The organism is Hymenobacter ruricola (assembly GCF_015694525.1).
GTDB classification, from domain to species: domain Bacteria; phylum Bacteroidota; class Bacteroidia; order Cytophagales; family Hymenobacteraceae; genus Hymenobacter; species Hymenobacter ruricola.
The window spans coordinates 429,871-455,767 of the sequence record NZ_JADQDM010000001.1; the positions used below are offsets into that span (position 1 = coordinate 429,871).

25 protein-coding genes are annotated in these 25,897 nt (G+C 62.3%); 21 read left to right on the forward strand and 4 right to left on the reverse strand.

Annotated elements, in window-relative coordinates:
* Positions 1 to 121 precede the first annotated feature (121 nt).
* From I2H31_RS01900 to I2H31_RS01920, 5 genes are all read left to right on the forward strand, one after another.
* The gene (locus I2H31_RS01900) at positions 122 to 1,261 is read left to right on the forward strand and encodes a cystathionine gamma-synthase (protein WP_196291309.1); all 1,140 of its coding nucleotides are present in this window, start codon (positions 122 to 124) and stop codon (positions 1,259 to 1,261) included.
* Between the two features lie 96 nt (positions 1,262 to 1,357).
* Positions 1,358 to 2,071, forward strand: coding sequence for an SIMPL domain-containing protein (locus I2H31_RS01905; protein ID WP_196291310.1), 714 nt, complete (start codon positions 1,358 to 1,360; stop codon positions 2,069 to 2,071).
* A 275-nt stretch (positions 2,072 to 2,346) separates the two neighbouring features.
* Complete coding sequence (locus I2H31_RS01910) at positions 2,347 to 3,177, forward strand: metallophosphoesterase family protein (RefSeq protein ID WP_196291311.1); 831 nt, start codon at positions 2,347 to 2,349, stop codon at positions 3,175 to 3,177.
* Positions 3,177 to 3,797 (forward strand): hypothetical protein, encoded by a 621-nt coding sequence (locus I2H31_RS01915; protein ID WP_196291312.1) that lies wholly within the window; start codon positions 3,177 to 3,179, stop codon positions 3,795 to 3,797. Before I2H31_RS01910 ends, I2H31_RS01915 begins: the two co-directional genes overlap by 1 nt.
* A 100-nt stretch (positions 3,798 to 3,897) precedes the next feature.
* Entirely contained in the window at positions 3,898 to 4,884 is a 987-nt protein-coding gene (locus tag I2H31_RS01920; protein ID WP_196291313.1) for an MBL fold metallo-hydrolase, read from the forward strand.
* Positions 4,885 to 5,027: 143 nt separating this feature from the next.
* Here the strand turns inward: I2H31_RS01920 and I2H31_RS01925 are convergent, their stop codons facing one another.
* A complete protein-coding gene (locus tag I2H31_RS01925; RefSeq protein WP_317192160.1) occupies positions 5,028 to 6,053 on the reverse strand; it encodes an OmpA/MotB family protein in 1,026 nt (341 codons plus the stop codon).
* Positions 6,054 to 6,491: 438 nt separating this feature from the next.
* On the opposite strand from I2H31_RS01925, the gene accD reads away from it, so the two are divergent.
* From accD to I2H31_RS01955, 6 genes are all read left to right on the forward strand, one after another.
* A complete protein-coding gene (accD, locus tag I2H31_RS01930; RefSeq protein WP_196291315.1) occupies positions 6,492 to 7,394 on the forward strand; it encodes an acetyl-CoA carboxylase, carboxyltransferase subunit beta in 903 nt (300 codons plus the stop codon).
* A 111-nt stretch (positions 7,395 to 7,505) separates the two neighbouring features.
* Entirely contained in the window at positions 7,506 to 8,252 is a 747-nt protein-coding gene (locus tag I2H31_RS01935) for an OmpA family protein (RefSeq protein WP_230687385.1), read from the forward strand.
* 171 nt (positions 8,253 to 8,423) lie between these two features.
* On the forward strand, positions 8,424 to 8,708 hold the full coding sequence (locus I2H31_RS01940; RefSeq protein WP_196291316.1) for a YMGG-like glycine zipper-containing protein: 285 nt from the start codon (positions 8,424 to 8,426) through the stop codon (positions 8,706 to 8,708).
* 190 nt (positions 8,709 to 8,898) lie between these two features.
* On the forward strand, positions 8,899 to 9,615 hold the full coding sequence (locus I2H31_RS01945; RefSeq protein WP_196291317.1) for an OmpA family protein: 717 nt from the start codon (positions 8,899 to 8,901) through the stop codon (positions 9,613 to 9,615).
* A 133-nt stretch (positions 9,616 to 9,748) separates the two neighbouring features.
* A complete protein-coding gene (locus tag I2H31_RS01950) occupies positions 9,749 to 10,522 on the forward strand; it encodes an endonuclease III domain-containing protein (protein WP_196291318.1) in 774 nt (257 codons plus the stop codon).
* Positions 10,523 to 10,598: 76 nt separating this feature from the next.
* A complete protein-coding gene (locus I2H31_RS01955) occupies positions 10,599 to 11,582 on the forward strand; it encodes a radical SAM protein (protein ID WP_196291319.1) in 984 nt (327 codons plus the stop codon).
* Here I2H31_RS01955 and I2H31_RS01960 read toward each other — a convergent pair.
* Positions 11,579 to 12,073, reverse strand: a complete 495-nt coding sequence (locus I2H31_RS01960) for a hypothetical protein (RefSeq protein WP_196291320.1) — start codon at positions 12,071 to 12,073, stop codon at positions 11,579 to 11,581. The genes I2H31_RS01955 and I2H31_RS01960 overlap by 4 nt on opposite strands.
* A 75-nt stretch (positions 12,074 to 12,148) precedes the next feature.
* Here I2H31_RS01960 and I2H31_RS01965 point away from each other — a divergent pair, with 75 nt between their 5' ends.
* From I2H31_RS01965 to I2H31_RS24980, 3 genes are all read left to right on the forward strand, one after another.
* Positions 12,149 to 12,661 carry a gamma carbonic anhydrase family protein gene (locus tag I2H31_RS01965; RefSeq protein ID WP_196291321.1) on the forward strand — a complete coding sequence of 171 codons (513 nt, stop codon included), beginning with the start codon at positions 12,149 to 12,151 and terminating at the stop codon, positions 12,659 to 12,661.
* Between the two features lie 169 nt (positions 12,662 to 12,830).
* The gene (locus I2H31_RS01970; RefSeq protein WP_230687386.1) at positions 12,831 to 13,547 is read left to right on the forward strand and encodes a TM2 domain-containing protein; all 717 of its coding nucleotides are present in this window, start codon (positions 12,831 to 12,833) and stop codon (positions 13,545 to 13,547) included.
* A gap of 64 nt (positions 13,548 to 13,611) precedes the next feature.
* On the forward strand, positions 13,612 to 14,238 hold the full coding sequence (locus tag I2H31_RS24980; protein ID WP_230687387.1) for an NINE protein: 627 nt from the start codon (positions 13,612 to 13,614) through the stop codon (positions 14,236 to 14,238).
* Positions 14,239 to 14,307: 69 nt separating this feature from the next.
* Here I2H31_RS24980 and I2H31_RS01980 read toward each other — a convergent pair whose 3' ends face one another.
* The gene (locus I2H31_RS01980) at positions 14,308 to 15,642 is read right to left on the reverse strand and encodes a hemolysin family protein (protein WP_196291322.1); all 1,335 of its coding nucleotides are present in this window, start codon (positions 15,640 to 15,642) and stop codon (positions 14,308 to 14,310) included.
* A gap of 265 nt (positions 15,643 to 15,907) precedes the next feature.
* Here I2H31_RS01980 and I2H31_RS01985 point away from each other — a divergent pair, with 265 nt between their 5' ends.
* Both I2H31_RS01985 and I2H31_RS01990 read left to right on the forward strand, forming a co-directional pair.
* Complete coding sequence (locus I2H31_RS01985; protein ID WP_196291323.1) at positions 15,908 to 18,121, forward strand: protein-disulfide reductase DsbD family protein; 2,214 nt, start codon at positions 15,908 to 15,910, stop codon at positions 18,119 to 18,121.
* Positions 18,122 to 18,525: 404 nt separating this feature from the next.
* Positions 18,526 to 18,990 carry an Lrp/AsnC ligand binding domain-containing protein gene (locus tag I2H31_RS01990; protein ID WP_046244611.1) on the forward strand — a complete coding sequence of 155 codons (465 nt, stop codon included), beginning with the start codon at positions 18,526 to 18,528 and terminating at the stop codon, positions 18,988 to 18,990.
* Between the two features lie 129 nt (positions 18,991 to 19,119).
* On the opposite strand, the gene I2H31_RS01995 is transcribed toward I2H31_RS01990, so the two are convergent.
* Positions 19,120 to 21,060, reverse strand: coding sequence for an SPFH domain-containing protein (locus I2H31_RS01995; protein WP_230687389.1), 1,941 nt, complete (start codon positions 21,058 to 21,060; stop codon positions 19,120 to 19,122).
* Positions 21,061 to 21,246: 186 nt separating this feature from the next.
* Between I2H31_RS01995 and I2H31_RS02000 the strand changes: the two genes are divergently transcribed.
* The 5 genes from I2H31_RS02000 to I2H31_RS02020 all read left to right on the forward strand — a co-directional run bounded on the left by I2H31_RS02000 (position 21,247) and on the right by I2H31_RS02020 (position 25,814).
* The gene (locus tag I2H31_RS02000) at positions 21,247 to 22,269 is read left to right on the forward strand and encodes a glycosyltransferase family 9 protein (RefSeq protein ID WP_196291325.1); all 1,023 of its coding nucleotides are present in this window, start codon (positions 21,247 to 21,249) and stop codon (positions 22,267 to 22,269) included.
* 81 nt (positions 22,270 to 22,350) lie between these two features.
* The gene (locus I2H31_RS02005; protein WP_196291326.1) at positions 22,351 to 23,589 is read left to right on the forward strand and encodes a M16 family metallopeptidase; all 1,239 of its coding nucleotides are present in this window, start codon (positions 22,351 to 22,353) and stop codon (positions 23,587 to 23,589) included.
* 9 nt (positions 23,590 to 23,598) lie between these two features.
* Positions 23,599 to 24,570 carry a YDG/SRA domain-containing protein gene (locus I2H31_RS25575; protein WP_196291327.1) on the forward strand — a complete coding sequence of 324 codons (972 nt, stop codon included), beginning with the start codon at positions 23,599 to 23,601 and terminating at the stop codon, positions 24,568 to 24,570.
* A complete protein-coding gene (locus tag I2H31_RS02015) occupies positions 24,551 to 25,051 on the forward strand; it encodes a YDG/SRA domain-containing protein (RefSeq protein ID WP_196291328.1) in 501 nt (166 codons plus the stop codon). The genes I2H31_RS25575 and I2H31_RS02015 overlap by 20 nt, the downstream gene beginning before the upstream one ends.
* A 112-nt stretch (positions 25,052 to 25,163) precedes the next feature.
* Positions 25,164 to 25,814, forward strand: coding sequence for an O-methyltransferase (locus I2H31_RS02020; protein WP_196291329.1), 651 nt, complete (start codon positions 25,164 to 25,166; stop codon positions 25,812 to 25,814).
* Positions 25,815 to 25,897 lie beyond the last annotated feature (83 nt).

A 25,897-nucleotide genomic window follows, 5' to 3' on the forward strand; every position in this document is an offset into this window, starting at 1 on the left:
AATATAGCGGCCGGCCAGCATTTGGGTCTTGCCTTGCCGGGCTTCCGTAACTTGCCGGCCCAACGCGCCGCCATGGGCCGCGCGCCGGGCTCATTTTCGCTAAAATCCCACCTCCTCATTCATGAAATTCGCCACCAAAGCCATCCACGCCGGCGTGCACCCGGACCCCCACACCGGGGCCATCATGACGCCCATTTACCAGACTTCGACCTACGTGCAGACCTCGCCCGGCAAAAACCAGGGCTTCGAGTACTCGCGCACCCACAACCCCACCCGCTCGCAGCTGCAGGACGCCCTGGCCGCCCTCGACAACGGCAAGCACGGCCTGGCCTTCGCCTCCGGCATGGCCGCCATCGACTGCGTGATGAAGCTGCTGCAGCCCGGCGACGAGGTGATTTCGACCAACGACCTCTACGGCGGCTCCTACCGCTTGTTCACGAAAGTGTACGAAGTGTTCGGCATCAAATTCCACTTCGTGCCCATGCACGACATGGAAGCCGTGCGCGCCGTGGCCAGCGAAAAAACCAAGCTCATTTGGGTGGAAACTCCCACCAACCCGCTCCTGAACGTCATCGACATTGCGGCCGCCGCGGCCGTGGCCAAGGAGTGCGGCGCCCTGCTGGCCGTGGATAACACCTTCAGCACGCCCTACCTGCAAACACCGATGGACTTGGGGGCCGACATCGTGATGTATTCGCTCACCAAGTACATGGCCGGCCACTCCGACACCGTGATGGGCGCGCTGGTGGTGAACGACGACGAGCTGCATCAGCGCCTGAGCTTCTACCAGAACGCCTGCGGCGGCACGCCCGGCCCGCAGGATTGCTTCCTGGTGCTGCGCGGGCTGAAAACGCTGCACATCCGCATGCAGCGGCACTGCGAAAATGGCCGCGCCGTGGCCGAGTACCTGCGCCAGCACCCCAAAGTGGAAAAAGTGTACTGGCCGGGCTTCGAAAACCACCCCAACCACGCCGTGGCGGCCCGGCAGATGCGCGACTTCGGCGGCATGATTTCCTTCGTGCTAAAAGGCGACCAGCAGGCTGATGCCATTGCCGTGCTGGAGAAATTCAAGTACTTCACCCTGGCCGAAAGCCTGGGCGGCGTGGAAAGCCTCAGCGGCCACCCCGCCACCATGACGCACGCCAGCATTCCGGCCGAGCAGCGCCGCAAGTCGGGCCTCTCGGACTCGCTCATCCGCCTGAGCGTGGGCATTGAGGACGCCGAGGACCTGATTGAGGACCTGGCCCAGGCCATTGGGTAATAATTTGCGCCGCGAGCGTTGTAAGCGCCGGGTTGCCTTTGCGGGCGGCCCGGCGCTTTTACTTTTAAGGTTTTCACCCCATTTCCGCTTCGCCCCATGCGTCATTTGTATCTGTTGCTGCTGCCCCTGGCTCACTTTAGCGCGGCCCAGGCGCCTGTCCCCACGCCGCGCACCATTCTGGTGCGGGGCACGGCCGAGCAGGAGCTGGAGCCCGAAAAGGCCGATTTGCTGCTCACCTACCGCTTTTCGGATAACGTGAAGGAAAACGCCCGCACCCAGGAACAGGAGCAGGGCCTGCAGCAGGTGCTGAAGCAGGCCGGCATCGCGCCCGAAAAGCTGGTGCTGGAAGACCTAGCCGCCAGCGGCTACGGCGGCTTCTCGAAAACGGCCAACGCCAACGTGGCCCTCACCAAAGTATACCGCCTGACCCTCAACAACCCCAAGCTGCTCAACGACCTCATTCCGAAGCTGGTGCAAACCGGGGCCGACAACCTGCGCGTGGTGAACCTGGAAAGCAGCCGTCTCGAAGCCACCCGTCTGGAGGTGGCCGGCCGCGCCGCCGCCAATGCCCGCCAGAAGGCCCAGGCCGTGGCCAAACTTGCCGGGGGCCAGCTCGGCGGCATCGTGGCGGCCGTGGAGGTGCTGCCGCTCTCCGCCGTGGCCGACGACAAGCTGGCGGCGTATAGCTCGATGGGCTATGATAAGAAAAACAAAAGCATCGCGGGGGGCGAGGGCGGCGAAATCGGCACGCCCAACCTGCGCAAAATCAACATCACGGCGGTGTACGACGTGGTGTTTGAAGTCAAGTAAAGAGCTGTGCCTTTCAGATGTGCATTGGCTGCCGGTTTCCATCGAAATCCGGCCGCTCTGCTCTGTGCTCGAACTCAAGCTGCAGCGGTGCGCCCGCAAGCCCATTGGCCGACAACTCGCCCGCCTGCATTAAGGTGAAAAACAGTATTATGCAGGCGCCGCCTCACAAGTGTACCTACATTAAAAGCAAGTTAAACCTCAACCAACCGGACCGAAACCTGGTTTAAGGCGTGTTTATCCTTATTCGGGCCGGCAAGTGGGTCGGTTTTTTGACCATGCATTTTTCTTCTTTTCTGCGCGGCCTGGGCCGGGCGGTTACCCTGCTGGCGCTGTTGGGCCTGGCGGGCTGCGAGCTCATCGAATTCAGCCCCAACGACCACCGCGTCCCCGAGGAATTTACCAACCTCACCGAGAAAAACCTCGCCAAGCTGCAGGCCCGGCCCCTGGCCCCCGGCGACACCCTGCGCTTCGTTTTCACCGGCGACTCGCAGCAGTTCTACGACGAAGCCAAGGACCTGGTGAGCAGCGTGAACCAGCTGTCGGGCATCTCGTTTCTGGTGGTGGCCGGCGACATTTCCGACTTCGGCCTGGCCCGCGAAATGCGCTGGGTGGACGAGAAGCTGCGGCGCCTGAACGTGCCCTACGTGACCGTGGTGGGCAACCACGACCAGGTGGGCAACGGCCGCGAAACCTACCAGCACATCTTCGGCGCCCTGAATTACTCGTTTGTGTACGGCGATACCAAATTCACGATGGTGGACACCAACGGCCGCGAATACAATTTCGACGGCACCGCCCCCGACATGCCCTGGCTGCGCCCCCAACTGAACCACCTCGACGGTGCCCGGCGCCAGGTGGTGATTTGCCACGTGCCGCCCACCAACGACGACTTCGACCCCGCCCTGCGCACGCCCTACGTGCAGGCCCTGAGCGAAGCCCCGAACCTAGTGTTCGAGATGAACGGCCACAACCATTCCTTCGCCATTTCGCAGCCCTACAACGACGGGGTGACCTACGTGAACTCCGATGCGTTTTCGGAGCGCCACTACATGGTGGTCACCGTGTGGGGCGACAAGCAATTCCGCATCAAACGGGTCGCATTCTAATGAAAAACCTGCTTCTAATGGCCCTGCTGCTGGCCGCTGGCGCCGTCCGCGCCGCCACCCCGCCCGATTCTGCCCTGGCCCCGCCGCGCGCCGCGCGCCCCTGGTACCGCCCCGGCCACCTGGCTCTGCAAACCGGCGGCGGCCTGGGCATGGTGGCCGCCGGCGCCGGCTACGAATACTCAAAAGGCCGCCTCGAAACCGACATTCTCCTCGGCTACGTCCCCAAGCGCTTTGCCAGTTCCACGCTGAGTCTGGCGTCGGTGAAGTTCCTGTATTCGCCCTTCCGGCTGCCGGTGGGCGAGAAGCTGCAGGTAGTACCCATCACCGTGGGCGCTTATTTCAGCTACACCCACGGCACCATCAACGACGAGTTGAAGGGCCAGTATTCGAGCGACTATTACTGGTTTTCGACTGACACGCGCTACGGACCCCTGCTGGGCAGCCGCCTCACGCTGCTGGCCGCCCCGGTGGCCGCCACGGGCCAGCCCCGCAAACTGTCGTTCTACTACGAGCTGGGCAGCAACGACCTGTACCTGGCCAGCTACCTCAACAACCGCAACGGTGGCCTGGGCATTGGCCAGCTCCTGACCCTGGCGCTGGGCTTAAAGGCTGATTTTTAAGCCTAAAAAGCCTGCGTTGGCGCAAGCCCGCCAAATATCCGGCCGCGCTGTGCGTCTTGGCTGGGAGGCGCCTCCGTAGGGCGCTTCCCAGCCTTTTTTTATGCAGCTCCAGGCCCGCCACGACGGCAAGAAATACCACAATGCCATTGCCACCGCCGTCGGCCCCACTTCCGGCTACGGCACCCTGCTCAAACGCTACCTGTGGGGCAAAGAAGAGCGCGAGCCCCGGCAGCCGCTCGGTCCGTTCCGGGCCGATGCTGTCGCGCTGGCCGCACCCGTGCCGCCCAATGCCCTGCGCGCCACTTGGCTGGGCCACTCCACCACGCTGCTCGAAATCGACGGCCGCCGCTTCCTCACCGACCCCGTGTGGGCCGAGCGGGTGTCGCCCTCAAAGCTGGTGGGCCCGAAACGGTTTTTTGCGCCGCCGCTGCCCTTGGCCGACGTGCCCGCGCTCGATGCCGTCATTCTCTCGCACGACCATTACGACCACCTCGACGAGGCTACCATCCGGACGCTGGCGCGCCGCGAAGTGCCGTTCTTCTGCCCGTTGGGCGTGGGCGCGCACCTGCGCCGCTGGGGCGTGGCCCCGGCCCGCATCACCGAGTTGAACTGGTGGGAGAAGGCCGCCCTGGCGCCCGATTTCACGCTGGTGGCCACGCCCGCCCGGCATTTTTCGGGCCGCGGGCTCACGCGCAACAACACGCTCTGGGCCTCGTGGTGCCTGCTGGGGCCGCAGCACAAGGTGTTTTTCGGCGGCGACTCGGGCCCGTTCGAGGAAGGCTTCCGGCAGATTGGCACCGCCTTCGGCCCCTTCGATTTGACCATGCTGGAAATTGGCGCGGCCGACGCGGAATGGGCCGACATTCACATGGGCCCACTCGTGGCCTTGCAGGCGCACCGGCTGCTAGGCGGCGGGCCGCTGCTGCCGCTGCACTGGGGCACGTTCAATCTGGCCCTGCACGCCTGGCGGGCGCCGGTGCAGGAGCTCCTGGCCGAGGCCGGGCCCGAGGTGCCGCTGCTGCTGCCCGCCCCCGGTCAGCGCGTCGACGTAGCCGCCGGGCCTCTCAATGCTAACTGGTGGGAATAGTATTCATAGAAAAGAACGTCCTGCTGAGCTGGTCGAAGCATCTCTACCGCAGTACTAAATTTAATTAGTTGCGCGCGACAAAGAGGCTTCGACCAACTCAGCAGGACGTTCTGGAAGGCGTTTTAAACAACTGACCAGTCTCGCTACTTTCCCGGTGCTGCCCCGGCCGGGGCCGTGCTGTTGCTGCCCAGAATCTGAAACAGCTCGTCGAGCTTCGGCGTGAGGATGATTTCGGTGCGGCGGTTCAGGGCCCTGTTCTGGGGCGTGTCGTTGGGGGCCACGGGCACGTACTGGCCGCGGCCCGACGCCGTGACCCGCTCCGACGCCACGCCGGCCGTGGTGAGCAGCCGCGCAATTTCGGTGGCGCGCAGGGCACTCAGGTCCCAGTTGTCGGCGAGGCCGGCGGTACCGCGCAGGATGGGCACGTTGTCGGTGTGGCCTTCCACCACCACGTTCACATCCTTCTGCTCCTGTAGCACGGTGGCGAGTTTTTTCAGGGCTTCCTGGCCTTTGGGGTCCACCTTGGTCGAGCCCGATTTGAACAGCAATTGCTCCGACAGCGACACGTATACCTTGCCGTCCTTGAGCTTCACCTGCAGGTCGCTGCTGTTGAAGCTGAGCAGGGCCTTGCTCACGCGGGCTTTCAGGTCGGCCACGGCCTGGTCTTTGTCGGCCAAGGCCTTGGTGAGCTCGGTGAGGCGAGCTTCGCGGGCCTGCAGGTCGGCGGCGAGGCGGTCGTTCACGGCCTTGCTTTTTTGCAGCGTGGTTTCCAGCTCGCCCAGCTCGGCTTCGCGGCGGGCCAGGTCTTTGGCAACCTTGTTATAGTCCGACGATTTGTTGGCCAGTTCCCGGTCGCTGTTTTTGAGGAGTTTGTCGTAGCTGCTGTTCAGCTCATTGTAGAGCATGCGCGTTTTGCGGTAGGCGGCTCCGGTTTCGGCCGAGTCCGTCACGAGGCGCTTTTGGGTGAGGCGCAGCTGGGCCAGCTCGTCGGAGGCTTTCTGGAGCTCGGCGGTGGTGCTGCGCAGCTGGCGCTCAGCGGCTTCCTTGCCCTGGGCATCGGCCTGCTGGCGGGCGCTGAGGTCGTCGTATTTCTTGGCCGTCACGCAGCCGTTGAGCACCGGGGCCGCCAGCAGCAAGAGGCCCAGCAGGGTAGGGGAGAAGGTTTTCACAGGCAAAAAGAAGGCGAAGCGCCGGGCCATCGGCCGCCGGACTGTCCGGCCGCGTTGGCGTAGCAAGGTAGCGCTTAACGGGCGGCCCGGCCGCAGCAATTCGCCCAAATCGACCATTACCCCCGCTTTTCACTCCATCGCCAGGAACGTCGACCCTGCCGCGGCTTAGCCCCGGCGCGGTGTACGGCAGGCAAAAGGCTTCGGCCCCGCGCTGGCCGGAATGCTCGTCGCCGAAGCCTTTTGCCCCGGACAAAAAGGAAGCTCTTGCGTACACTACGGCGGGCCGGCGCCACCCCGGGCCGCCGCAGTGGCAGAAGGCGGCTGGTTTGGCTTATCTTTGACGCCCGGTTTTAAGTAGCCCCGGCAGGCCCGAAGCTTGTCGTCTTCCTCCCAAAAATAAAGCTAATAGCCATCAGCTAACAGCTAAAAGCTAACAATATGGCCTGGTTCAAGCGCGTAGAAAAGGGCATCGTTACCCCCACCGACCAGAAAAAAGAAACCCCCGACGGCCTGTGGCACAAGTGCCAGGAGTGCAAAACCGTGGTGACCATGGCCGAGCACAAGCGCCTGCTGTACGTGTGCGGCAACTGCAACTACCACGACCGCATCGACGCGGCTGACTACTTCGAGTTTTTGTTCGACCAGGGCCAGTTCACCGAACTTGACGCCAACCTCACTTCCGGCGACCCGCTGCACTTCGTCGACACCAAGGAGTACCCCAAGCGGGTGGCCGCCACCGAGCGCAACACCGGCCTGAAAGACGCCGTGCGCTCGGCCCACGGCCTGTCGGCGGGCCAGCCGCTGGTGGTGGCCGCCATGGATTTCAAGTTCATTGGCGGCTCGATGGGCTCGGTGGTGGGCGAAAAAATTGCCCGCGCCATCGACTTCGCCCGCCAAAACCGGACGCCGTTTCTCATGATTTCGCGCTCGGGCGGCGCCCGCATGATGGAAGCCGGCTACTCGCTGATGCAAATGGCCAAAACTTCGGCCAAGCTGGCCCTGCTCTCCGAAGCCGGCGTGCCCTACGTGAGCCTGCTGACCGACCCCACCACGGGCGGCGTCACGGCTTCGTTTGCCATGCTGGGCGACTTCAACATTGCCGAGCCGGGCGCGCTCATCGGGTTTGCCGGCCCGCGCGTCATCAAGGAAACCATTGGCAAGGACCTGCCCAAGGGCTTTCAGAGCGCCGAATTCGTGCTGGAGCACGGCTTTCTTGATTTCATCGTGGACCGCCGCGAGCTCAAGCAGCGCCTGGCCGATTTGCTGGGCATGCTCCAGCCCGCACCGGTAGCTGTGCCGGAGCAGCGCGAAGCCCGCCGCACCGCCCCAAAACCCCATTAGATGGTTGGAAACCGCGTTTTTTATTTTCGGCACACTTCTTGAAAAGCCTGTTTCCGTCACCGGAATGGGCTTTTCCCGTATACGGCCCAACACTCACCAACTTTTCTCCTGATGAACACCTCCAAATCCCTCCTCTCGGTCCTGATGGCTTTCGTGCTGCTGTTCAGCTCCTGCGCCACTTCGCAGCAAGCCAGCACCCAGCCCGACCTTTCGACGAATAACGGCACCGGCGTCCGCAAGACGGGCATGAGCAAAACCACCAAAGGCGGCCTGATTGGGGCCGGGGGCGGCGCGGCCGCTGGCGCTATCCTGGGCCGCGTGATTGGCGGCGGGGCCAAGGGCACGGCCATTGGCGCCATCATCGGCGCTGCTGCCGGTGGCACGGCCGGCGCCATCATCGGTCGCAAAATGGACAAGCAAGCCGCCGACCTGCAGAAAGACATGCAGAACGCCAAAGTGGAGCGCGTGGGCGAAGGCATCAAAATCACCTTCGACTCGGGCATTCTCTTCGACGTGAACTCGGCCTACCTGCGCCCGGCTTCCGAAGCTGACATTACCAAAATGGCCGCCGTGCTGCAGAAATACCCCGACACCAACGTGCTGATTGAAGGCCACACCGACAACACCGGCACCGATGCCATCAACCAGCCCCTGAGCGAGCGCCGGGCCCAGGCCGTGGCCGCTTCCACCATCTCCAAGGGCGTGGCTGCGAGCCGCGTGACGGCTACCGGCTACGGCTCGACCCAGCCCGTGGCCGACAACAGCACCCCTGAAGGCAAGCAGGCCAACCGCCGCGTGGAGGTAGCCATCTACGCCAACGAGAAAATGAAGAAGGCCGCCGAAAACGGCACGCTGTAAGCTTCGCTGTCTGGGCGGTCAATGGGCCGCAGCTCAATGCAAAAAGGCCGCCTGCTCGGGCGGCCTTTTTTTGTGCCCGTTGCTTTTGAAATGAGCTGATTTTGGCACAACCTACGCAAAAGTGCCTGCGTTAAAAGCCCGTTGTTTTTCAACCTTCATTCCTGATTTACCATGAAAACGTTCAAAATATATTTCCTGCTGGTGCTGGCGTTTCTGATGCTGGCCGGTTCGGCCGCGCAGGCCCAGACGACGCCCACGCCCAAAAAAGGCTGGAGCAATAAGGCCAAAGGTGCGGCCATTGGTGGCGGCGCGGGCGCCGTGACGGGGGCAGTGCTCGGCGGCGGCAAGGGCGCCATCATCGGCGGGGCCGCCGGCGTGGTGGGCGGGGGCCTGATTGGCCGCAACAAAGACAAGAAACAAGACCCGGCCCGCTACGAGGCCTACCGTAAAAAGTAAGGCGCGCCCGGGCAATTGTGCCCCAGACAGATGATGAAAAAGGCCTTGCTTTTGCGGCAAGGCCTTTTTTTGTGCCGCTAATGTCTCACCTCAATAGTTTGGCAAGGTGGTTGCAAATGGCGTACTTGCCGGCCCGTTGTACCAGCGGCGGCTTTTTGCTGGCATCTTTTATCCAAACCCTTTTTTAAACATGAAATTTCTTCGTTTGTCCCTCACTTTTCTGCTGGCCCTGCTGCTGTTGGTGAATAATTTTGCGCAGGCCCAAACCACCACTGTCTCGACGGATAAGCCGAAAGGCATGAGCAAAACCCTGAAGGGCGGCATCATTGGCGGCCTGGGTGGCGCCGTGGCCGGCGGCGTGGCCGGCCGCCTGATTGGCGGCAAGTCGGGCACTGCCAAAGGCGCCATCATCGGCGCCGTGGTGGGCGGCACGGCCGGTGCCCTCATCGGCAAAAAAATGGACAAGCAAGCCGCTGAGCTGCGCCGCGACCTGGAAGGCGCCAAAGTGGAGCGCGTGGGCGAGGGCATCAAAATCACCTTCGCTTCGGGCATCCTGTTTGCCACCAACTCGTCGAGCCTGACCCCGGAAGCGGCCGGCAATATTGACCAGCTGGCCGCTACGCTGAAAAAATACGCCGACACCAACGTCGTGATTGAAGGCCACACCGATAACTCCGGTTCGGACGCCATCAACCAGCCGCTGAGCGAGCGCCGTGCCCAGGCTGTATCGAACGAAATCCAGGCCCAGGGCGTGGACGCCGCCCGCATCACGGCCACCGGCTACGGCTCGACCCAGCCCGTGGGCGATAACACCACCGCCGCTGGCAAAGCCGCCAACCGCCGCGTGGAAGTGGCCATCTACGCCAACGAGAAAATGGTGAAAGCTGCCAAGAAAGGCCAGCTCTAAGACCACGCCGGCGGGGTAAGAGCCGCCGGTATTCAACTAAAAAAGGCGACCACACTGGTCGCCTTTTTTGTGGTTTTTGGTCGGCGCAGGCCCGGCAAGGCAACCTTGCGGCTCGGCCGTAGGTACACCAAAAATGCCTTCTCCCGACGCCACCTACGCCTCGCCAGTCGCCGAAAAGGCCTGGGCTGACCACCAGATTCTCGACCACTTCTACGGCCACCTGCCGCCCGAGCCGCGCCGCACGCCCATGCGCGAGCTGATTTCGACGGTCCTTTCGCACCGCACCACCCACGCCGACGAAGAGCTGGCCTACGACCGCATGCTGGAAGCCTTTGGCGACTGGCCGGGCGTGCTGGCCGCGCCCACGCCGGAACTGGCCCACGCCATCCGGACCACGCGCTGGCCCGATACGCAGGCGCCGCGCATTCAGGAAATCCTGCGGCGTATTCAGGCCGAAACCGGTGGGCCGTTTGACCTGGATTTTCTGGCGGAATGGCCGGTGGACAAAGGCATGGCCTGGCTGACAGACATGCCCGGCATCGGCCTGAAAACAGCCTCGCTGCTGCTGCTGTTCAACTACCACAAGCCGGTGTTGCCAGTGGATACGCACGTGCACCGGGTGGCGCAGCGGGTGGGATTTCTGGGCCCGAAAGTATCGGTGGAGAAAGCTCACGCGGTGCTGCTGGCGCTGCTGCCCGCCGATGGCGAGACGCTGTTCAACTTCCACAAGCACAACTACTGGCACGGACAGCAGATTTGCTTTTTCCTGAAGCCCAACTGCCCGCGCTGCCCGCTCAAAGGCTTCTGCAACTACTATCAGGAACATTACGGCGACGCCACGGCCGAGGCGCTGGCTGCCACGCCCCAGCAGTGGGACCCCGCCGCCTGGGGCAAGCTGCCGCATTAGCTTTGTAGCGTGGACTCTGCGAGTCCGCGCGTTGCCCACCTTTTAAGCGCGGACTCGCAGAGTCCACGCTACCGCCATGCGTCTCGTCAAGCACCCCGTCCTTTGCAATTACTACGTCACGTACCGCTGCAATGCGAAGTGCGCGTTTTGCGACATCTGGGAGAAGCCTTCGCCCTACATCACCCTGGAAGACGTGACGCAGAACCTGCGCGACCTCAAGCGGCTGGGCGTGTCGGTGATTGATTTCACGGGCGGCGAGCCGCTGCTGCACCGGCAACTGCCCGAGTTTCTGGGGCTAGCGCGGGAGATGGGCTTCATCACCACCGTCACGACCAACGGCCTGCTCTACCCCAAAAATGCCGAAAAGCTGCGCGGCAAGGTCGACATGCTGCACTTCTCGCTCGACTCGGCCGACCGGGATACCCACGACCTGGGCCGCGGCGTGGCCTGCTACGATTTCGTGCTCGAAAGCATTCGCGTGGCCAGAGAGCTGGGCGAGCGGCCGGACATTCTCTTCACCGTCTTCCGCAAAAACCTCCGGGATTTGGAAGCCGTGTACCGCGACATCACCCAGCCCAACGGCCTTGTCCTCATCCTCAACCCCGCTTTTGAGTACGGCGACGTGGAAACCGGCGAGCAGCTCACGCCCGCCGAGCTGGACTACCTCTCCGCCTTCGGCAAGCGCAAGGGCGTGTATTTGAACGAAGCCTTCATCCAGCTGCGGCGCGACGGCGGCAACCACGTAGCCGCGCCCGTGTGCCGGGCCGCCAGCACCACGCTGGTCATCTCGCCCTCAAACGAACTGGTGCTGCCCTGCTACCACCTCGGCGAGCAGAAATTTCCCATCGCCGGCCAGCTGTTTGACCTATACCACGCGCCCGAAACCCAGCGCCTGGCCGCGCTGGAAGGCCGCCTGCCCGCCTGCGAGGGCTGCACCATCAACTGCTACATGCAGCCCAGCTTTGCCGTCGAAACCAGCAAATACTTCTGGCAGGCGCTGCCCAGCACCCTCAAGTACAACTGGGAAAAAGGCACTTGGAAGCGGCTGGTAGGCGCTTAGCTCGCCAAGGCCGCGCCCGGGCCGGGCACGCCCAGTTGCTGCAATGCCTGCGCCACCTCGGTGGGGCGCTGGGTGCCCAGCAGCAGGCGCTGCCCGTTTGTTAATTCCAGTTGCAGGCCCTGGTCGCCCGAGATGTTGAGGGCGCGGTTGCGGGCGCTGCCTTTCAGGCCCCAGCCGCCGTACTCGCTCAGCGGGTCGTAGGCGCGCACGTAGGCCCGGGCGATTTCGGCCCAGGACCGGGAGCGCCACTGCCATTGCAGCGGAAACAGGCGGTAGTGGGCGCCGGCCTGGTCCAGGCGGGTTTCGAGGCGGAGCGTGAGCAGCAGGGCCACGCCGGCCAGCACCGCCGCTGCCCCCAGCGCCCCCAACCAATTGAGCGGGAAGGCGCCTTTAGGCGGCACGGCCAGGAGCAAAGCCCCTATCAGCACTATAGGCCCCAACAGCAGCGGCCACCACCGACGAATGAATACCTGACGTTCCTGAAAAAGCATGGCGCAAATAAAAAAAGGATGAACACGCGGCGCAAACCGCCGCATATTTACGGCCGCACCAGCTACTAAATCGCCATGCCTGCCCTTATATTACCTGTTCACGGTATTTTTCCGCAAATTCCGGCCGACTGCTTTGTGGCCGATAACGCCACCGTCATCGGCGACGTGGTGCTGGGCTGGAAATGCACCGTTTGGTTCACGGCCGTCATTCGGGGCGACGTGCACCGCATCCGCATCGGCGACGAAACCAACATTCAGGACGGCGCCATCCTACACTGCACCTACCAAAAAGCCCCGCTCAGCATCGGCAGCCGCGTGAGCATCGGGCACCGGGCGCTGGTGCACGGCTGCACCGTGGAGGACGACGTCCTCATCGGCATGGGCGCCATTGTGATGGACCACGCCGTGGTAGGCACCGGCTGCATCATCGCGGCGGGCGCCGTGGTGCTGGAAAACTTTGTGTGCGAGCCCGGCTTTCTCTACGCCGGCGTGCCCGCCAAAAAAATAAAGCCCGTGACAGAGGCCCAACGCGAAGGACTGCGGCGCACCGCCGCCAACTACCAGACCTACGCCAGCTGGCTGAAGTAGCCCGCATTTGTAAAGTCCTTGATTTTCGCGCGGTTTTCAGCTTAATTTTCTAAAAATCAGATTATTAATTTAGTAATTATAAAATTATGCTGCTTTGTTAAGGTCTGATAAAGCTGCATTTATACTTGTAAGCTGGTTGCTTCAGGGAGGTACTTCGCAGGGCATTACATTGTACAAGCGCTTTATGAGGCATTTCTGCTCAATTCGATTGGCCTGCGCCTGCGCACTGCTGATTTGCTTTGCCTCGGCGGGCTGCCACCGGGCCACTTACTCGTTTCAGACCAATCAAGCCACGTTTGAGCCCGCCCGGCCGGAGGTGGGCCGGGTCGCCGCGCCTTCGGCGCTGGGGCCGACTCCCGATTCTGTGGTTGCAATGCCCGCCCGGCTGTTCAAGCCGCGCCACAGGCTGGCAGCTTCCCGTCGCTTGCTGCTTTCGCCCAAGCAGCTCAAAGTGATGAAAACTGAGCAGCGGATTGTAGGTCAAGCCCTTGCCAGAGTAGCAAAAGCAACGCCGCTGGCTCGGGTTGTTCAACGGCGCGCCGCCGGGCATAAGGCGTTGGCGCCCGGTGTCGCCGAACCATCGCCCCGGCGGAGCAAAGGAATTGCCTTGGTTCTGGCACTGTTCCTGGGCACTTTGGGAGCCCACCAATTTTACCTGGGGTACGTTGGCCGCGGCTTCGTCTACCTGGGGGTAGGGGCGCTAACCCTCTTCTTTGCCACCCTCGGCATTCTGGGAATCGTGTTCGGCGGGGCCTATGCCGGCTTCTTTCTGGTGGCTATTCTGTTGTCGGTGCTGCTGGAGGCCTGGCTGCTGAGCGACATCGTGCGCATCATCACCGGGAGCCTGACGCCCAAAGACGGCGAGTATTCCGACCGTTTCTTTTAGCCGTTGCGGCCTACAACTCGTCGCCGAGCTCGCCGCGGAGTGCCCTCGCGCTCCCTCGATTATCATGGCCATGACCAACTCCCGCCATATTCAGCAACTAGTAATTGGCCTGTTGATGCTTGTTGGAGGACTCGATAGTTGCCAGCGGGCGAGCTATTCTTTTGACAATACCACTACAGCATACTTGACCACAACTCATACATGCACGCTCAATCCGACCACGCAACCTGATGCAGTTGCCAAAACTAAAGAGAGAGTTTCGGTGCCGTTGACAGTGGCATCAGCCACTCCTTTGAAGGTTTCAGGTGTAAAGTATGGTCGGTATAACTCCGTGGCGGTTGAAAATGCAACTGTCCACCCCGCCTTCTCCAAGATTGACCGCAAAGGCATGAAGCCGGAATTACGCCGGGTTAGCAAACAGAAAAAAAATGGGTTTACCGATGGCCGTGCTACCAACGGTAAAAGCCGGCTGGTTGCCGCATTGCTTTGCCTGCTATTGGGTAGCCTGGGTGTTCACCGATTCTACCTTGGCTATACTGATTTGGGTATATTTTACGCCATCATCGGTGCAAGTATCTTATTTGTCCCGCTGATGGGAGTCGTGTTAATCGTCCTTGTGTACAGTGACTTGTTTCGCATTCTGACGGATGAGATGAAGCCCAAAGGCAGTGAATACACGAAGAGGCGATAAGTTGTTGAATAAATAAGAAGACAGGAGGTTTTGCTTCTGCTACTCAAAACTTTCCATAAAAAGAGTCTCTTACAGTTCGTCGTCCAGTTCCCCGCGGGGCGCCTCTCGCTCCAGGGGCGTGGTCACGCGCAGCTGCACCAGCTCCACGGCTCGGCGCGAGCGTTGCAGCACCCGGAATTCGTAGGGGTCGAGCACGGCCACGTCGCCCACTTCCGGGATGCTGCCGTAAATGACGTTGAGCAGGCCGCCCACGGTTTCGTAGTCTTCGCCTTCAGGCAGGGGGAAGGGTAGGTACTCGTTGGCGTCGGAGATGGGCGTGGCGGGGTTCACGCGGTACTCGTCCTCGGCCACTTTCTCCACCACGGGCACTTCGTTGTCGTACTCGTCCTGAATTTCGCCCACCAGTTCCTCCATGATGTCCTCGATGGTGACGATGCCCGACACGCCGCCGAACTCGTCGCTCACGATGGCCATCACGATGTGCTTGCGCTGGAACTGGCGCAGCAGGCGGTTGATTTTCTTGGTTTCGGGCACGAAGTAGGGCGCGCGCATGATGCGGGCCAAATCCACGGGCTCGCCGCGCCGGATGATGGGCAGCAGGTCTTTCACGTTGAGTACGCCCACGATGTTGTCGATGTTGCCCTCGTACACGGGCAGGCGCGAAAAGCCTTCGGAGAAAATGGTGTCCAGAATCTGGTCGGCGGGCGCGTGCACATCCAAGGCCGAGAGCTTGGTGCGGGGCACCATTATCTGCTTCACCATCCGGTCGTTGAACTGGAACACGTTCTCAATCAGCTCGTGTTCCGAGTCCTGAATCTCGCCGCTTTCCTTGCTTTGGTCGATGAGCAGGCGCAACTCGTCAGAAGTGTGAGCCTCGGTGCCGTGGGCGTTTTGCACGCCAAAAGCGCCCAGCAGCAGGTTCGAGGCCTTCGACAAAAACCACGTCAGCGGCCGGGTGATATAGTAAAAGCCGCGCAGCGGCAGCACCAGCGCCAGGCTCACCGCCTCGGGCCGCTGAATGGCCAGCGCCTTCGGAAACAGCTCGCCGAACAGCACGTGCAAAAAAGTCAGGATAATCAGCCCCAGGCCCACGCCAATGGTGTGCAGGGTGGCCGGCGAAACCGGCATGCCGAGCCGCGGCAGCAAGCCCGCAAATATTTCCGTGAACAGCTCCTCGCCCACCGCGCCCAGGAGCAGCGAGGCGATGGTAACGCCCAACTGGGTGGCCGAAAGGTAGTCGTAGAGCTTGCGGAGCACCCCGAGGGCCTGGCCGGCGAGGCGGCTGCCTTCTTTGGCTTTGACCTCCAGCTGTGAGAGACGGACGCGAATCAGCGAGAATTCGGCGGCCACGAAAAAGCCGTTTACCAATACCAGTAAAACGGTGAAAAGTAATTGTAAACCCATGTGGACGGCCCCCGCGACGCGGTCGGTCTGGGGGCCTTTGTTACCCAAAAGTACGCAGTTTGCGGCAGGTGGTTGGGCGGCTGCGTTTTTGAGGCGAACGTTTGTGAGGCGGGCCGCCTTATTTTGTGGGCTGAATCCCGTGGCGCCACCCGCGTCTTTGCGCCACTATTCGGTTGCGACGGCAACAATACGATTCGCCGCGAGGTTCGTCATTTCGCGGTTGTGAAAAAAGCAACGGCCCCTTCCGCGCCCGATACCTGTACCCATGAAAACTAGTTGGATAATTACCGTTTTGCTGCTCTGGCTGGGATTGGCCGGGCCCGTAGCGGCCCAAATCCTCACGCCCACGCACCTGAGCACGGCCCTGAGCCAGCCCGCCGCCAAAGTGGGTGAGGAAGTAGAGCTAATAATCAATGCCCGCATCGACGACAAGTGGCACCTCTACGCTTCCGACTTCAGCGACGAAGTGGGCCCCGTCGTCTTCACCCTGGCCTTCAAGCCCAGCCCGGCCTACGCGCTGGTGGGCAAGCTGCAGTCCGTTAAGTCGCACCACGAGCAGGACGAAGTGTTCAAAGGCGAAGTGGCCTTCTGGGAAAAAACCGGGCAGCTGCGCCAGCGCATCAAAGTGCTGCAGCCCGGCCCGCTCACCGTTTCGGCCACCGCCGACTACCAAAGCTGCACCACCGTCGACGGCCGCTGCGTGCCCGGCAACGAAACCCTCACCTTCGGCCCGCTGGCCGTGGCGGGCGCCGCCACCGCCTCCCCGGCCAAAGCCACGGGCGCCGTGGCGGTTCCCGCCGATGCGCCGGCCAAAACCGCCACCGTAGCAACGGCTCCCGCCGTCCCCGAAGCAGTACCTCCAACCGAAGCGCCCACCATGGTTTCCGATTCGGGAGCTACCGCAGAGGCCGCTGCCGTGGCGCCGGCCGCACCAGCCGAAGCGGCGCCTGCGCCCGCCGAAGCTGCCCCCGCCAGCGCCGCCGTGGCCCTGGCCCAGGACCCGGTGAAGGAAGCCGGTGGGCTATGGGGCTTTGCGCTGCTGGCCTTCACGCTGGGGCTGGCCGCGCTGGTCACGCCCTGCGTGTTTCCGATGGTGCCCATGACGGTTTCGCTCTTCACGAGCGGCAACGACAGCCGCCAGCGCGGCATCTTCAAAGCGCTGGTGTACGGGGCCAGCATCATCGGCATCTACGTGCTGATGGGGGTGCTCGTGTCGGTGCTGCTGGGCGAAGACGGCCCGAACCTGATTGCCACGCACTGGCTGCCCAACCTGATTTTCTTCGCGGTGTTCGTGTTGTTCGGCCTGTCGTTTCTGGGCTTGTTTGAAATTACCCTGCCTCACCAAATTGTGAACCAGGTAGATGCGCAGGCCGACAAGGGCGGCTGGGCCGGCATCTTCTTCATGGCCCTCACGCTGGTGGTGGTGTCGTTTTCGTGCACCGCGCCCATCGTGGCCAGCATTCTGGGCATGGCCGCCCGGGGGCAGCGCATTCAGCCCATCGTGGGCATGCTGGGCTTCTCGCTGGCGTTTGCGCTGCCGTTCACGCTGTTCGCCATCTTCCCGTCGTGGCTCAAAAGCCTGCCCCGCTCCGGCGGCTGGCTCAACACCGTGAAGGTGGTGCTGGGCTTCGTGGAGCTGATGCTGGCCCTCAAGTTCCTGAGCACCGCCGACCTGGCCTACCACTGGCAACTGCTCAACCGCGACGTGTACATTGTGCTCTGGGTGGTGCTCTCGGCCTTGCTGGGCTTCTACCTGCTGGGCAAGTTCCGCCTCTCGCACGACTCCCCGCTGGACCACCTCAGCGTGGGCCGGCTGCTGATGGCCGTGCTGGCCTTCGCCTTCACCGTGTACCTGGTGCCGGGCCTGTTTGGGGCGCCGCTGCCGCTGCTGGCCGGCTACCTGCCGCCCCAGAGCAAGCACGATTTTTCGCTGGCCGCTGCCGGGGCTGCGGTTCCGGTTAGCGCCGCCTCCACCCGCGAGGTGCCGCGCTTCGGCGAGTTTCTGGAGCTGCCCCACAACCTCAACGGCTATTTCGACCTGGAGCAGGCCAAACGCGTGGCCCGGCAAGAACACAAGCCCATTTTCATCGATTTCACCGGCCACGCCTGCGTGAACTGCCGCAAGATGGAAGCCACCGTGTGGAGCGACCCCCAAGTGCTGGAACAGCTGCGCAACGACTACGTGGTGGTGGCCCTGTACGTAGACGACAAAACCGAACTGCCGCAAAGGGAATGGTACACCTCCACCCACGACCAGCAGGTGAAAAAAACGCTCGGCAAGCAAAACGCCGACCTGCAAATCACCCGCTATGGCTTTAACGCCCAGCCCTATTACGTGCTGCTCGACCCCAACGACCCCACCAGCAAACCCTTGATAACGCCTATTGCCTACGAGCCCGATGTGGCGCAGTTCAGCGCCTTTTTGCGGGCCGGAGTGCAGCAGTACCAGCACCAGCGCGGGCCCGTTGCTACTCGCTGATAACTTATTGACCACCTGGATGATACGTGCTTTGAGTCCGACTGCAATCGTTTTAAAGCACGAAGAGGCGACCCCCACCCAGAGGTCGCCTCTTACTTGTGTGAGACGTGCACCCACCCAGATGCACTATCTCGTTTTCCCCTCTTCTCCTCCGTATCCAACCACGGCCGTATTGATAGGAAAGTCCAATCATAAAGGGATTGGTGACAAACCGCGGGAAATACTGCGTTTATTTGTTCACTTTTCACCACTACGTTCTGCCGTGGCCTTCTGCCTTGGATTGCAACAAATGTAAGTGAACAAGTTACATGGTGCAAATAATTTCATCGTTTAACTTAAAATTTACAATAAAGTTAATTTTAAGGTCATAATTTAGCTTTCTCTTTAATTCCACTCTGCAAAACATGGCTAGAAATTACGAACTTGATGATACGGACCGCAACATTCTGAACTTGCTCATTCAGGACGCCAAGATGCCGTACACCGAAATCGCCCGGAAGGTGAACGTGTCGGGCGGCACAGTGCACGTGCGCATGGCCCGGCTCGAAGAAATCGGCATCGTGCAGGGCGCCACGCTGCGAATTGATTATCAAAAACTTGGATATGGCGTCAGCGCTTTTCTGGGCATCTACCTGCTGAAAAGTTCGGTGTACACCAGCGTGGTAAACCAGTTGCGCGACATTCCAGAGGTAGTGAGCATTCACTTCACCACCGGCGCTTACGGGGTCTTTGCCCGCCTCGTGTGCCGCGATACCCAGCACCTGCGCGACGTGCTGCACGACCGCATTCAGCCCATCGACGGCATCGAGCGCACCGAAACCCTGATTTCGCTGGAAGAAGTGGTAAACCGGCCCACGCAGCTGACGTAGGTTCTCAAGCAAGACAACACAAATAAAACGGTCATGCTGAGCGCAGCCGAAGCATCTCGCCCGCACAACTAATTTGATTTAGTGTCGCGGTAAAGATGCTTCGGCTGCGCTCAGCATGACCGTTTTACTTCATAGCTCTTTTGAATCGGAGGTTGTCGGTGGGACGTCTGCGGCTGGCGGCGGAGGGGGCGGTGCGGCAACGGGCGCCGGCGCTCCCAGCTGCGCCGTTTGCTGTTGGGCGAGCAGGCCGATGAGCGCCTCCACCAGCCCGCCGCCGGTGCCACTGGCGCCGCCGTTGGCCTGCACTTCGGGCACAATTTTCACCTGACGGTCGCCGATGATTTGCATGAGCTGCAGGCCGGTGAACTCGCGGGTGCCCAGCGCCTCCACGCCCACGCGGTAGGCTTCGGCCTTGGCGTTGCCGATGGCCCGGATGGCTTCGGCCTCGCCCACGCCGCGCAGGCGGGTGGCTTCGGAGTCGGCGATGGCGCGCAGGCGGGTGCTTTCGGCCTCGCCACCGGCCCGCAGCTTGGCCGCTTCGGCTTCGCCGCGCACCTTTTTCACTTGGGCGTTAGCTTGCAGCTCGGCAATGTTGACGCCCTGCTCGCTTTGCACCAGCGAGTTTTGGATGTCGGCGATGCTGGTTTCGCGCACCAGGGCCTGGCGCTGGGTTTGGGCGGCCTGCTGCACTTCGTAGGTTTTGCGTTGCTCCTCGGCCAGCTTGCGGTCGGTTTGCGTCGTCATGAGCTGGGCCGGCGGCACAATGTCGCCGATGAGCGTATCGACGGCCTGCACGTTGTATTCCTGCAGGGCGGTGCGGATGTAGGCCGAGGCTTCGCGCTGGCGCTCGGCGCGGTTGGTGAGGTAGTCGAGCACGGTGAATTCCTGGCTCGAATTGCGGAAATAGTTGCCCACAATGGGCTCCAGCACGTGGTCGACCAGGTTTTTCATGGAGCCCACGCGGGAGATGACGCGCGGCGCATCGAGCGCGGCCACGTGGATAATCTGGGCCACGTCGAGGTTGAAGGAGAAGCCGTCGCGCGAGCGCACCGTGATGCTGCTCAGCGAGTCGTCGTAGTGGTGGGCTTCGGTGCGCACGGCCCAGTTAAGCACGATGTTGGTGGTGGGCATGAGCTCCACTTTCATGATGTGCGTGTTCAGGGGCTGGCGGCCGGGGTAGAGCGGCGTGGCCCAGATGCCCTTGTGGCCCACTTCCACGAGGTTGCCGTGGGTAAAATCGGCGCCGCTGACGTCGACGGCCGGCTTGCCCACGAAGGAAATGACCACGCCCACGTGGCCGATGGGAATTTCGGTCATGGGCACCTGCTCGACGCGGGCAAACCACGGGTTGAGGTTCCAGGAGCCGGAAAGCAGGATTTGCTCCTGCAGGCCGCGGCTGCCGCCGGCCGAGAGGAAGGCCTGCGCGTCCTGAAAGTTGTTGTGGTTGGGAATGACGGGGCCAGCAATTTCGCCCGGCGTGATGGGCACACCGTCGAGGGTGGTGACGATGCCCACCGCGTCGGGCGCCACGCGGTAGATGAACAGTTCCTCGGGCATCATGCCCATGGAGCCGGCCGTGCGCTGCGTGATGACGGTGAACAGGGCGGTGTTGATGCGGTAGGTGCCGGCCGTGAGCATGCCGATTTGCCGGCCCTTCTCGCCGCCTTTGGTGAGGAAGGCGCGGGCGTCCTGGAAGTTGTCGCAGTCAATTTCGCGGGCCAGGATGTGGCTGGGCGGGATGGGCTCGCCGCCATTGGCCACCACGAGGCCGATTTCGCCCTGTGGCACGATGACCACGGGCTCTTTGGTGACCGAATACTGCCAGGGCCAGAGGAAGAAATGCCAGCCCGGCGCCAGCGTGTCGGCCTGATAGCCGGCTTCGCCTTCCAGGGCGATGAGGCGGCCGGCGGCCAGGTTGCGGCGCGAGAATTTTTTGGCCACCACGCCCACCTGCATCTCGCCGATGACCACGATGCCGAGCAGGGACTTGGCCAGCAAAAGCAGCACCAGCAGCCCGATAATGATTCCGAAGACGGTGTAAGCCAGCGGAACAGTAATGACAAAAAGCATGAAGGGAAGCGAAGAAAAGTGAATAATTAAGAATCGTTTGGAATGGGTGAATCGGGGGAAATGGCCGGACATTACACGGCAGGCGTGACCCGCCCGGCGCAAAAGCCGCGGAAAGGTAGCGCCTAGCCTGAACAGTGCGGCGGGCGCACGCAAGGCGCCCGGCCGGCCGTAATTTTGCGCTAGCCCATGCCCGAGTCTTCGCCCGCCACCCTGCTTATCCAAACCGCTTTCATCGGCGACGTCATTCTGATGACGGCGCTGCTGGAGTACCTGCACCAGACCGAGCCCGCCACGCCCGTCGACGTGCTGGTGCGCCGCGGCAACGAGGGCCTGCTGGCCGGCCACCCGCACGTGCGGAAGGTGCTCATCTGGGACAAGAAGCACCGCAAATACGCCGCGCTGTGGCAGCTGCTGCGCCAGATTCGGGCCCACCGCTACCGCCGCGTGGTCACGCTGCAGCGCTTCGCCAGCACGGGCTTTCTCACGGCGTTTTCGCGGGCGCCCGAGCGGGTAGGCTTTGCCAAAAACCCACTGAGCCGGTTTTTCACGCGGCGCGTGCCCCACGTTATTGGCGACGGCACCCACGAAGTGGCGCGTAACCTGCGCCTGCTCACGGATACGGTGCCCACGCCGCTGCTGGCGCCGCGTCTATACCCCTCGGCGGCCGATGAAGCCGCTGTGGCGCCTTACGCGGCGGCCGGGCCCTACCTCTGCATTGCGCCCACTTCGGTGTGGTTCACCAAGCAATACCCGGAAGCCAAATGGCTGGAGCTGCTGGCGGCGCTGCCCGCTGGCCTGCGTGTGTACCTGCTGGGCGGCCCGCCCGACGTAAGCGCCTGCGAGCGCCTGGCCGCCGCCAGCGGCCGCGAAAACCTGGTGAACCTAGCCGGCAAAATCGGCCTGCTGGCCTCGGCGGCCCTCATGCGCGGGGCCGTGATGAACTACGTAAATGACTCGGCGCCCATGCATTTGTGCTCGGCGGTGGGCGCGCCGGTTACGGCCATTTTTTGCTCCACGGTGCCGGCGTTTGGGTTTGGGCCGTTGGCGCCGGTGTCCTTCGTGGTGGAAACCCGGGAGCCGCTGCCGTGCAAGCCCTGCGGATTGCACGGGCACGGCGCCTGCCCGCTGGGGCACTTTCGTTGCGCGCACACCATTGAAGTAGGGCAACTACTGGCTACGCTGCCGGTTGATGTAGCGCGGACTTTGTAGTCCGCGTCCCCGCGCCATTTTTAATGACATTCCTTCAAGACGCGGACTACAAAGTCCGCGCTACGGTACCTTTGCAATCTTATGCTTGACTATCACATTCACGAATATCCCAACGGTATCCGCCTCTTGCACAAGCAGGTACCGCACACTAAAATAGCGCATTGCGGGTTTTTGCTCGACATTGGCTCGCGCGATGAGGCGCCGCACCAGCAGGGCCTGGCGCACTTCTGGGAGCATATGGCTTTCAAAGGAACCGAGAAGCGCAAGAGCTTCCACATCCTCAACCGCCTCGAAACCGTGGGCGGCGAGCTCAACGCCTACACCACCAAAGAAAAAATCTGCTTCTACGCCGCGCTGCTCAGCACGCATTTCGAGCGGGCGTTTGAGCTGCTGACCGATTTGACGTTCAATTCCGTGTTTCCGGGCCGCGAGGTGGAGAAGGAGCGGGGCGTGATTCTGGAAGAAATGAGCATGTACCAGGATGCCCCCGAAGACGCCATCGTGGACGACTTCGACACCGTCATTTTCGGCGACCACCCGCTGGGCGTCAACATTCTGGGCACCCGCGAAAGCGTGAGCCGCTTCCAGACGGCCGACTTCCACGCTTTTTTGCAGGAGCAGATGCGCACCGACCGACTCGTGTTCAGCTCGGTGAGCAACCTGCCGTTTGAGGCGGTGAAAAAGCTGGCCGACAAATTTCTGGCGCCGCTGCCGGCTAAGCGCGGGCCGCGGGTGCGCCGCCCGGTGGGCAGCTACGCGCGCAAAACCCAGGTCGAAACCCGGCCCATTTCGCAGGCGCACTGCCTGGTGGGCGGCCCGGCCTACGCGCTGAACGACGCCTGCCGCATCCCGTTCTTCATGCTGAACAACATTCTAGGCGGCCCCGGCATGAACTCGCGCCTCAACCTGGCCGTGCGGGAGAAATACGGCCTCGTGTACACCATCGACAGCACCTACTCGCCCTACACCGATACCGGCTTGTTTGGCATTTACTTCGGCACCGAGGGCAAGCAGCTGAACCGCACGCTGGGTCTGGTGCAAAAGGAGCTAAAGCTGCTGCGCGAGAAGCCGCTCACCACCAACCAGCTGCACATTGCCAAGCACCAGCTCATGGGCCAGCTGGCCATGAGTGAGGAAAGCAACAGCGGCCTGATGCAGCTGCTGGGCAAGAGCACGCTGGACCTGGGCCGTGTCGAGCCGCTGAGCGAGATTTTCGAGAAAATCGAGCGGGTGTCGGCCGTTGAGCTGCGCGAGATGGCCAACGAGGTGCTGACCGATGAGCACTTGAGCGTGCTGCAATACGTGCCGGAGGGGAAGTAGCAACAAGCCGTGCCTACATCAGCGCATCCTGTTTTTGGCTCGATTCCGGGCATTTTGCCGGGGCATGAGTTTGCCAGTCGGCTCGAATTGTGGGGCGCGGGGGTGCACCGCCAAACGCAGGCGGGCATTAGCGCTCGGCAAGGCGGGGGCGCAGAATCCATCGTGCTGTCGGGCGGCTACGAGGATGACGAGGATTTTGGCAGCATCATTATTTACACCGGTCGGGGCGGCCGCAGCGCCGAAACCAACCAACAAGTAGCCGACCAAGCACTGACGGGCGCCAATCTGGAATTGGTGCGCAACGAGCAGCAGGGACTGCCACTACGCGTAACGCGCAAAGTGACAGTCGGCCACAGTAGTTTCTACCGTTACGCCGGGCTCTACCGCGTGGTGAGCCATTGGGCCGAGCCAGGCAAATCAGGGCACCGAGTGTGGCGTTTTCGGCTGGAGTTGCTGGCCGAGAAGGCAGATACTGATGAAACGGCCGAGGTTCCGGCTGCAAAGGCTGCTCCCGAATCGGGGGTACAGGGCAAATTATTTGGGGGCTTGGAGGCAGAGGATTCAATTGCGGCCGAGCCCCCGGCTGGCTATGGCCCGGCGCCGCGTCGGGAAACAACCACGCTGCGCATTGTGCGGGATACAGCCGTGACGCGCCGCGTAAAAATGCTGCACGAACACCGCTGCCAGGTGTGTGGCACGCAGCTGCGCGGGTCCGCCGGGCCGTACGCCGAGGCTGCGCACATCCGGCCGCTGGGTGCGCCGCATCACGGCCCCGACGTGTTAGAAAACGTGCTTTGCCTGTGCCCCAACCACCACGTTTTGTTTGACTTGGGCAGTTTTGGGGTGGCTGATGACGGGCAATTACTTGGCGTTGAAGGAAAACTGCGCCTGCACAAAAAACACGTAATCGACCCGGCGTTTCTGGCTTATCAGCGAATCCATTTTTATGAGCCGAATGCTGATGAAACCCACCGGAAATAGAGAAAGCGGCCGCCAGCCAGTGTACGGCCACGTGGGCAGCTACCGGCCCGGCGATACCTTTCGCAACCGTATCGACTTGTCGTTGAGCGGCGTGCACCGCCCGCGCCGGACGGGCGTGTGTGGTACTTCCGCCTTGGGCGCCGAGAGCATCGTGCTGGCGGGGCAATACGAAGAGGACGACTTTAGCGAAGAAGAAATCCTGTACTCCGGCAACGGCGGGCGCGACCCCAAAACCGGCCGTCAAATCATGGACCAGGTAGCCACCACCGGCATTCTGGCCTTGCTTAAGAGCATCGAAACCGGCTTGCCGGTACGCGTGTTGCGCAAAGTGCCCGCCGAGGAAGGTGAGCCCGCCGAGGAAGGTGAGTTGGAAGTGTATCGCTACGAAGGCCTGTACCGGGTGGTGGGCTCCACCTACGGGCCGGGCAAGTCCGGCTTTCAAGTGTACGTATTCCGGCTGCAGCCGTTGGTAGCGTTGTAGAGACGCAATATTTTGCGTCTCGTCGTTGAACGACCGGAACCACGCCGTCCGCCCAAACAACCAAACAACATCAGCAACGACGAGACGCAAAATATTGCATCTCTGCCGTGCAATGCCCATGACCGACGACCCCACTCAAACCTACGCCGAGCTGCACACCGCGCCCGAGCCGCCGCTGCTGGCCCAGCTCACCCGCGAAACGCACCTGCAAACCCTGCTGCCGCGCATGAGCAGCGGCCACTTGCAGGGCCGGTTCCTGAGCCTGCTCAGCCACCTGCTGCGCCCGCGGCGCGTGCTGGAAATCGGCACGTTTTGCGGCTACGCCACGCTGTGCCTGGCGGAAGGGCTGGCCGAGGATGGCATACTGCATACCATTGAAATAGACCCTGAACGGGAAGCGCGCATCCGGCGCTACGTGGCCGCGGCGGGCCGCACGGCGCAAATTCGCTTATATATCGGCGCGGCGCTCGACGTTTTGCCGGGCTTGGTCGATGAAGTGTGGGACTTGGTCTTTATTGACGCCGACAAGCGCAACAACGCCGCGTACTTTGACGCCGTCATTGACCACGTGCGGCCCGGCGGCTTGCTCATCGTCGACAACGTGCTGTGGAGCGGCAAGGTGCTGCCCGCGCACGCGGTGAAACCGGGGGACAAGGACACGCCGCTGGTCCGGGCTTTCAACGAGAAAGTGGCCCGCGACGCGCGGGTGGAGCCGGTGTTTCTGCCCCTGCGCGACGGGCTGCTGCTGCTGCGCCGGAAGTAGCCGGCGGTTCCCGCCACAGCCGGCCCGGCCAACCTTGACCGGCGGAATCCCGTCAGACCAATTTTCAGCGCTTTTCCTCTTTA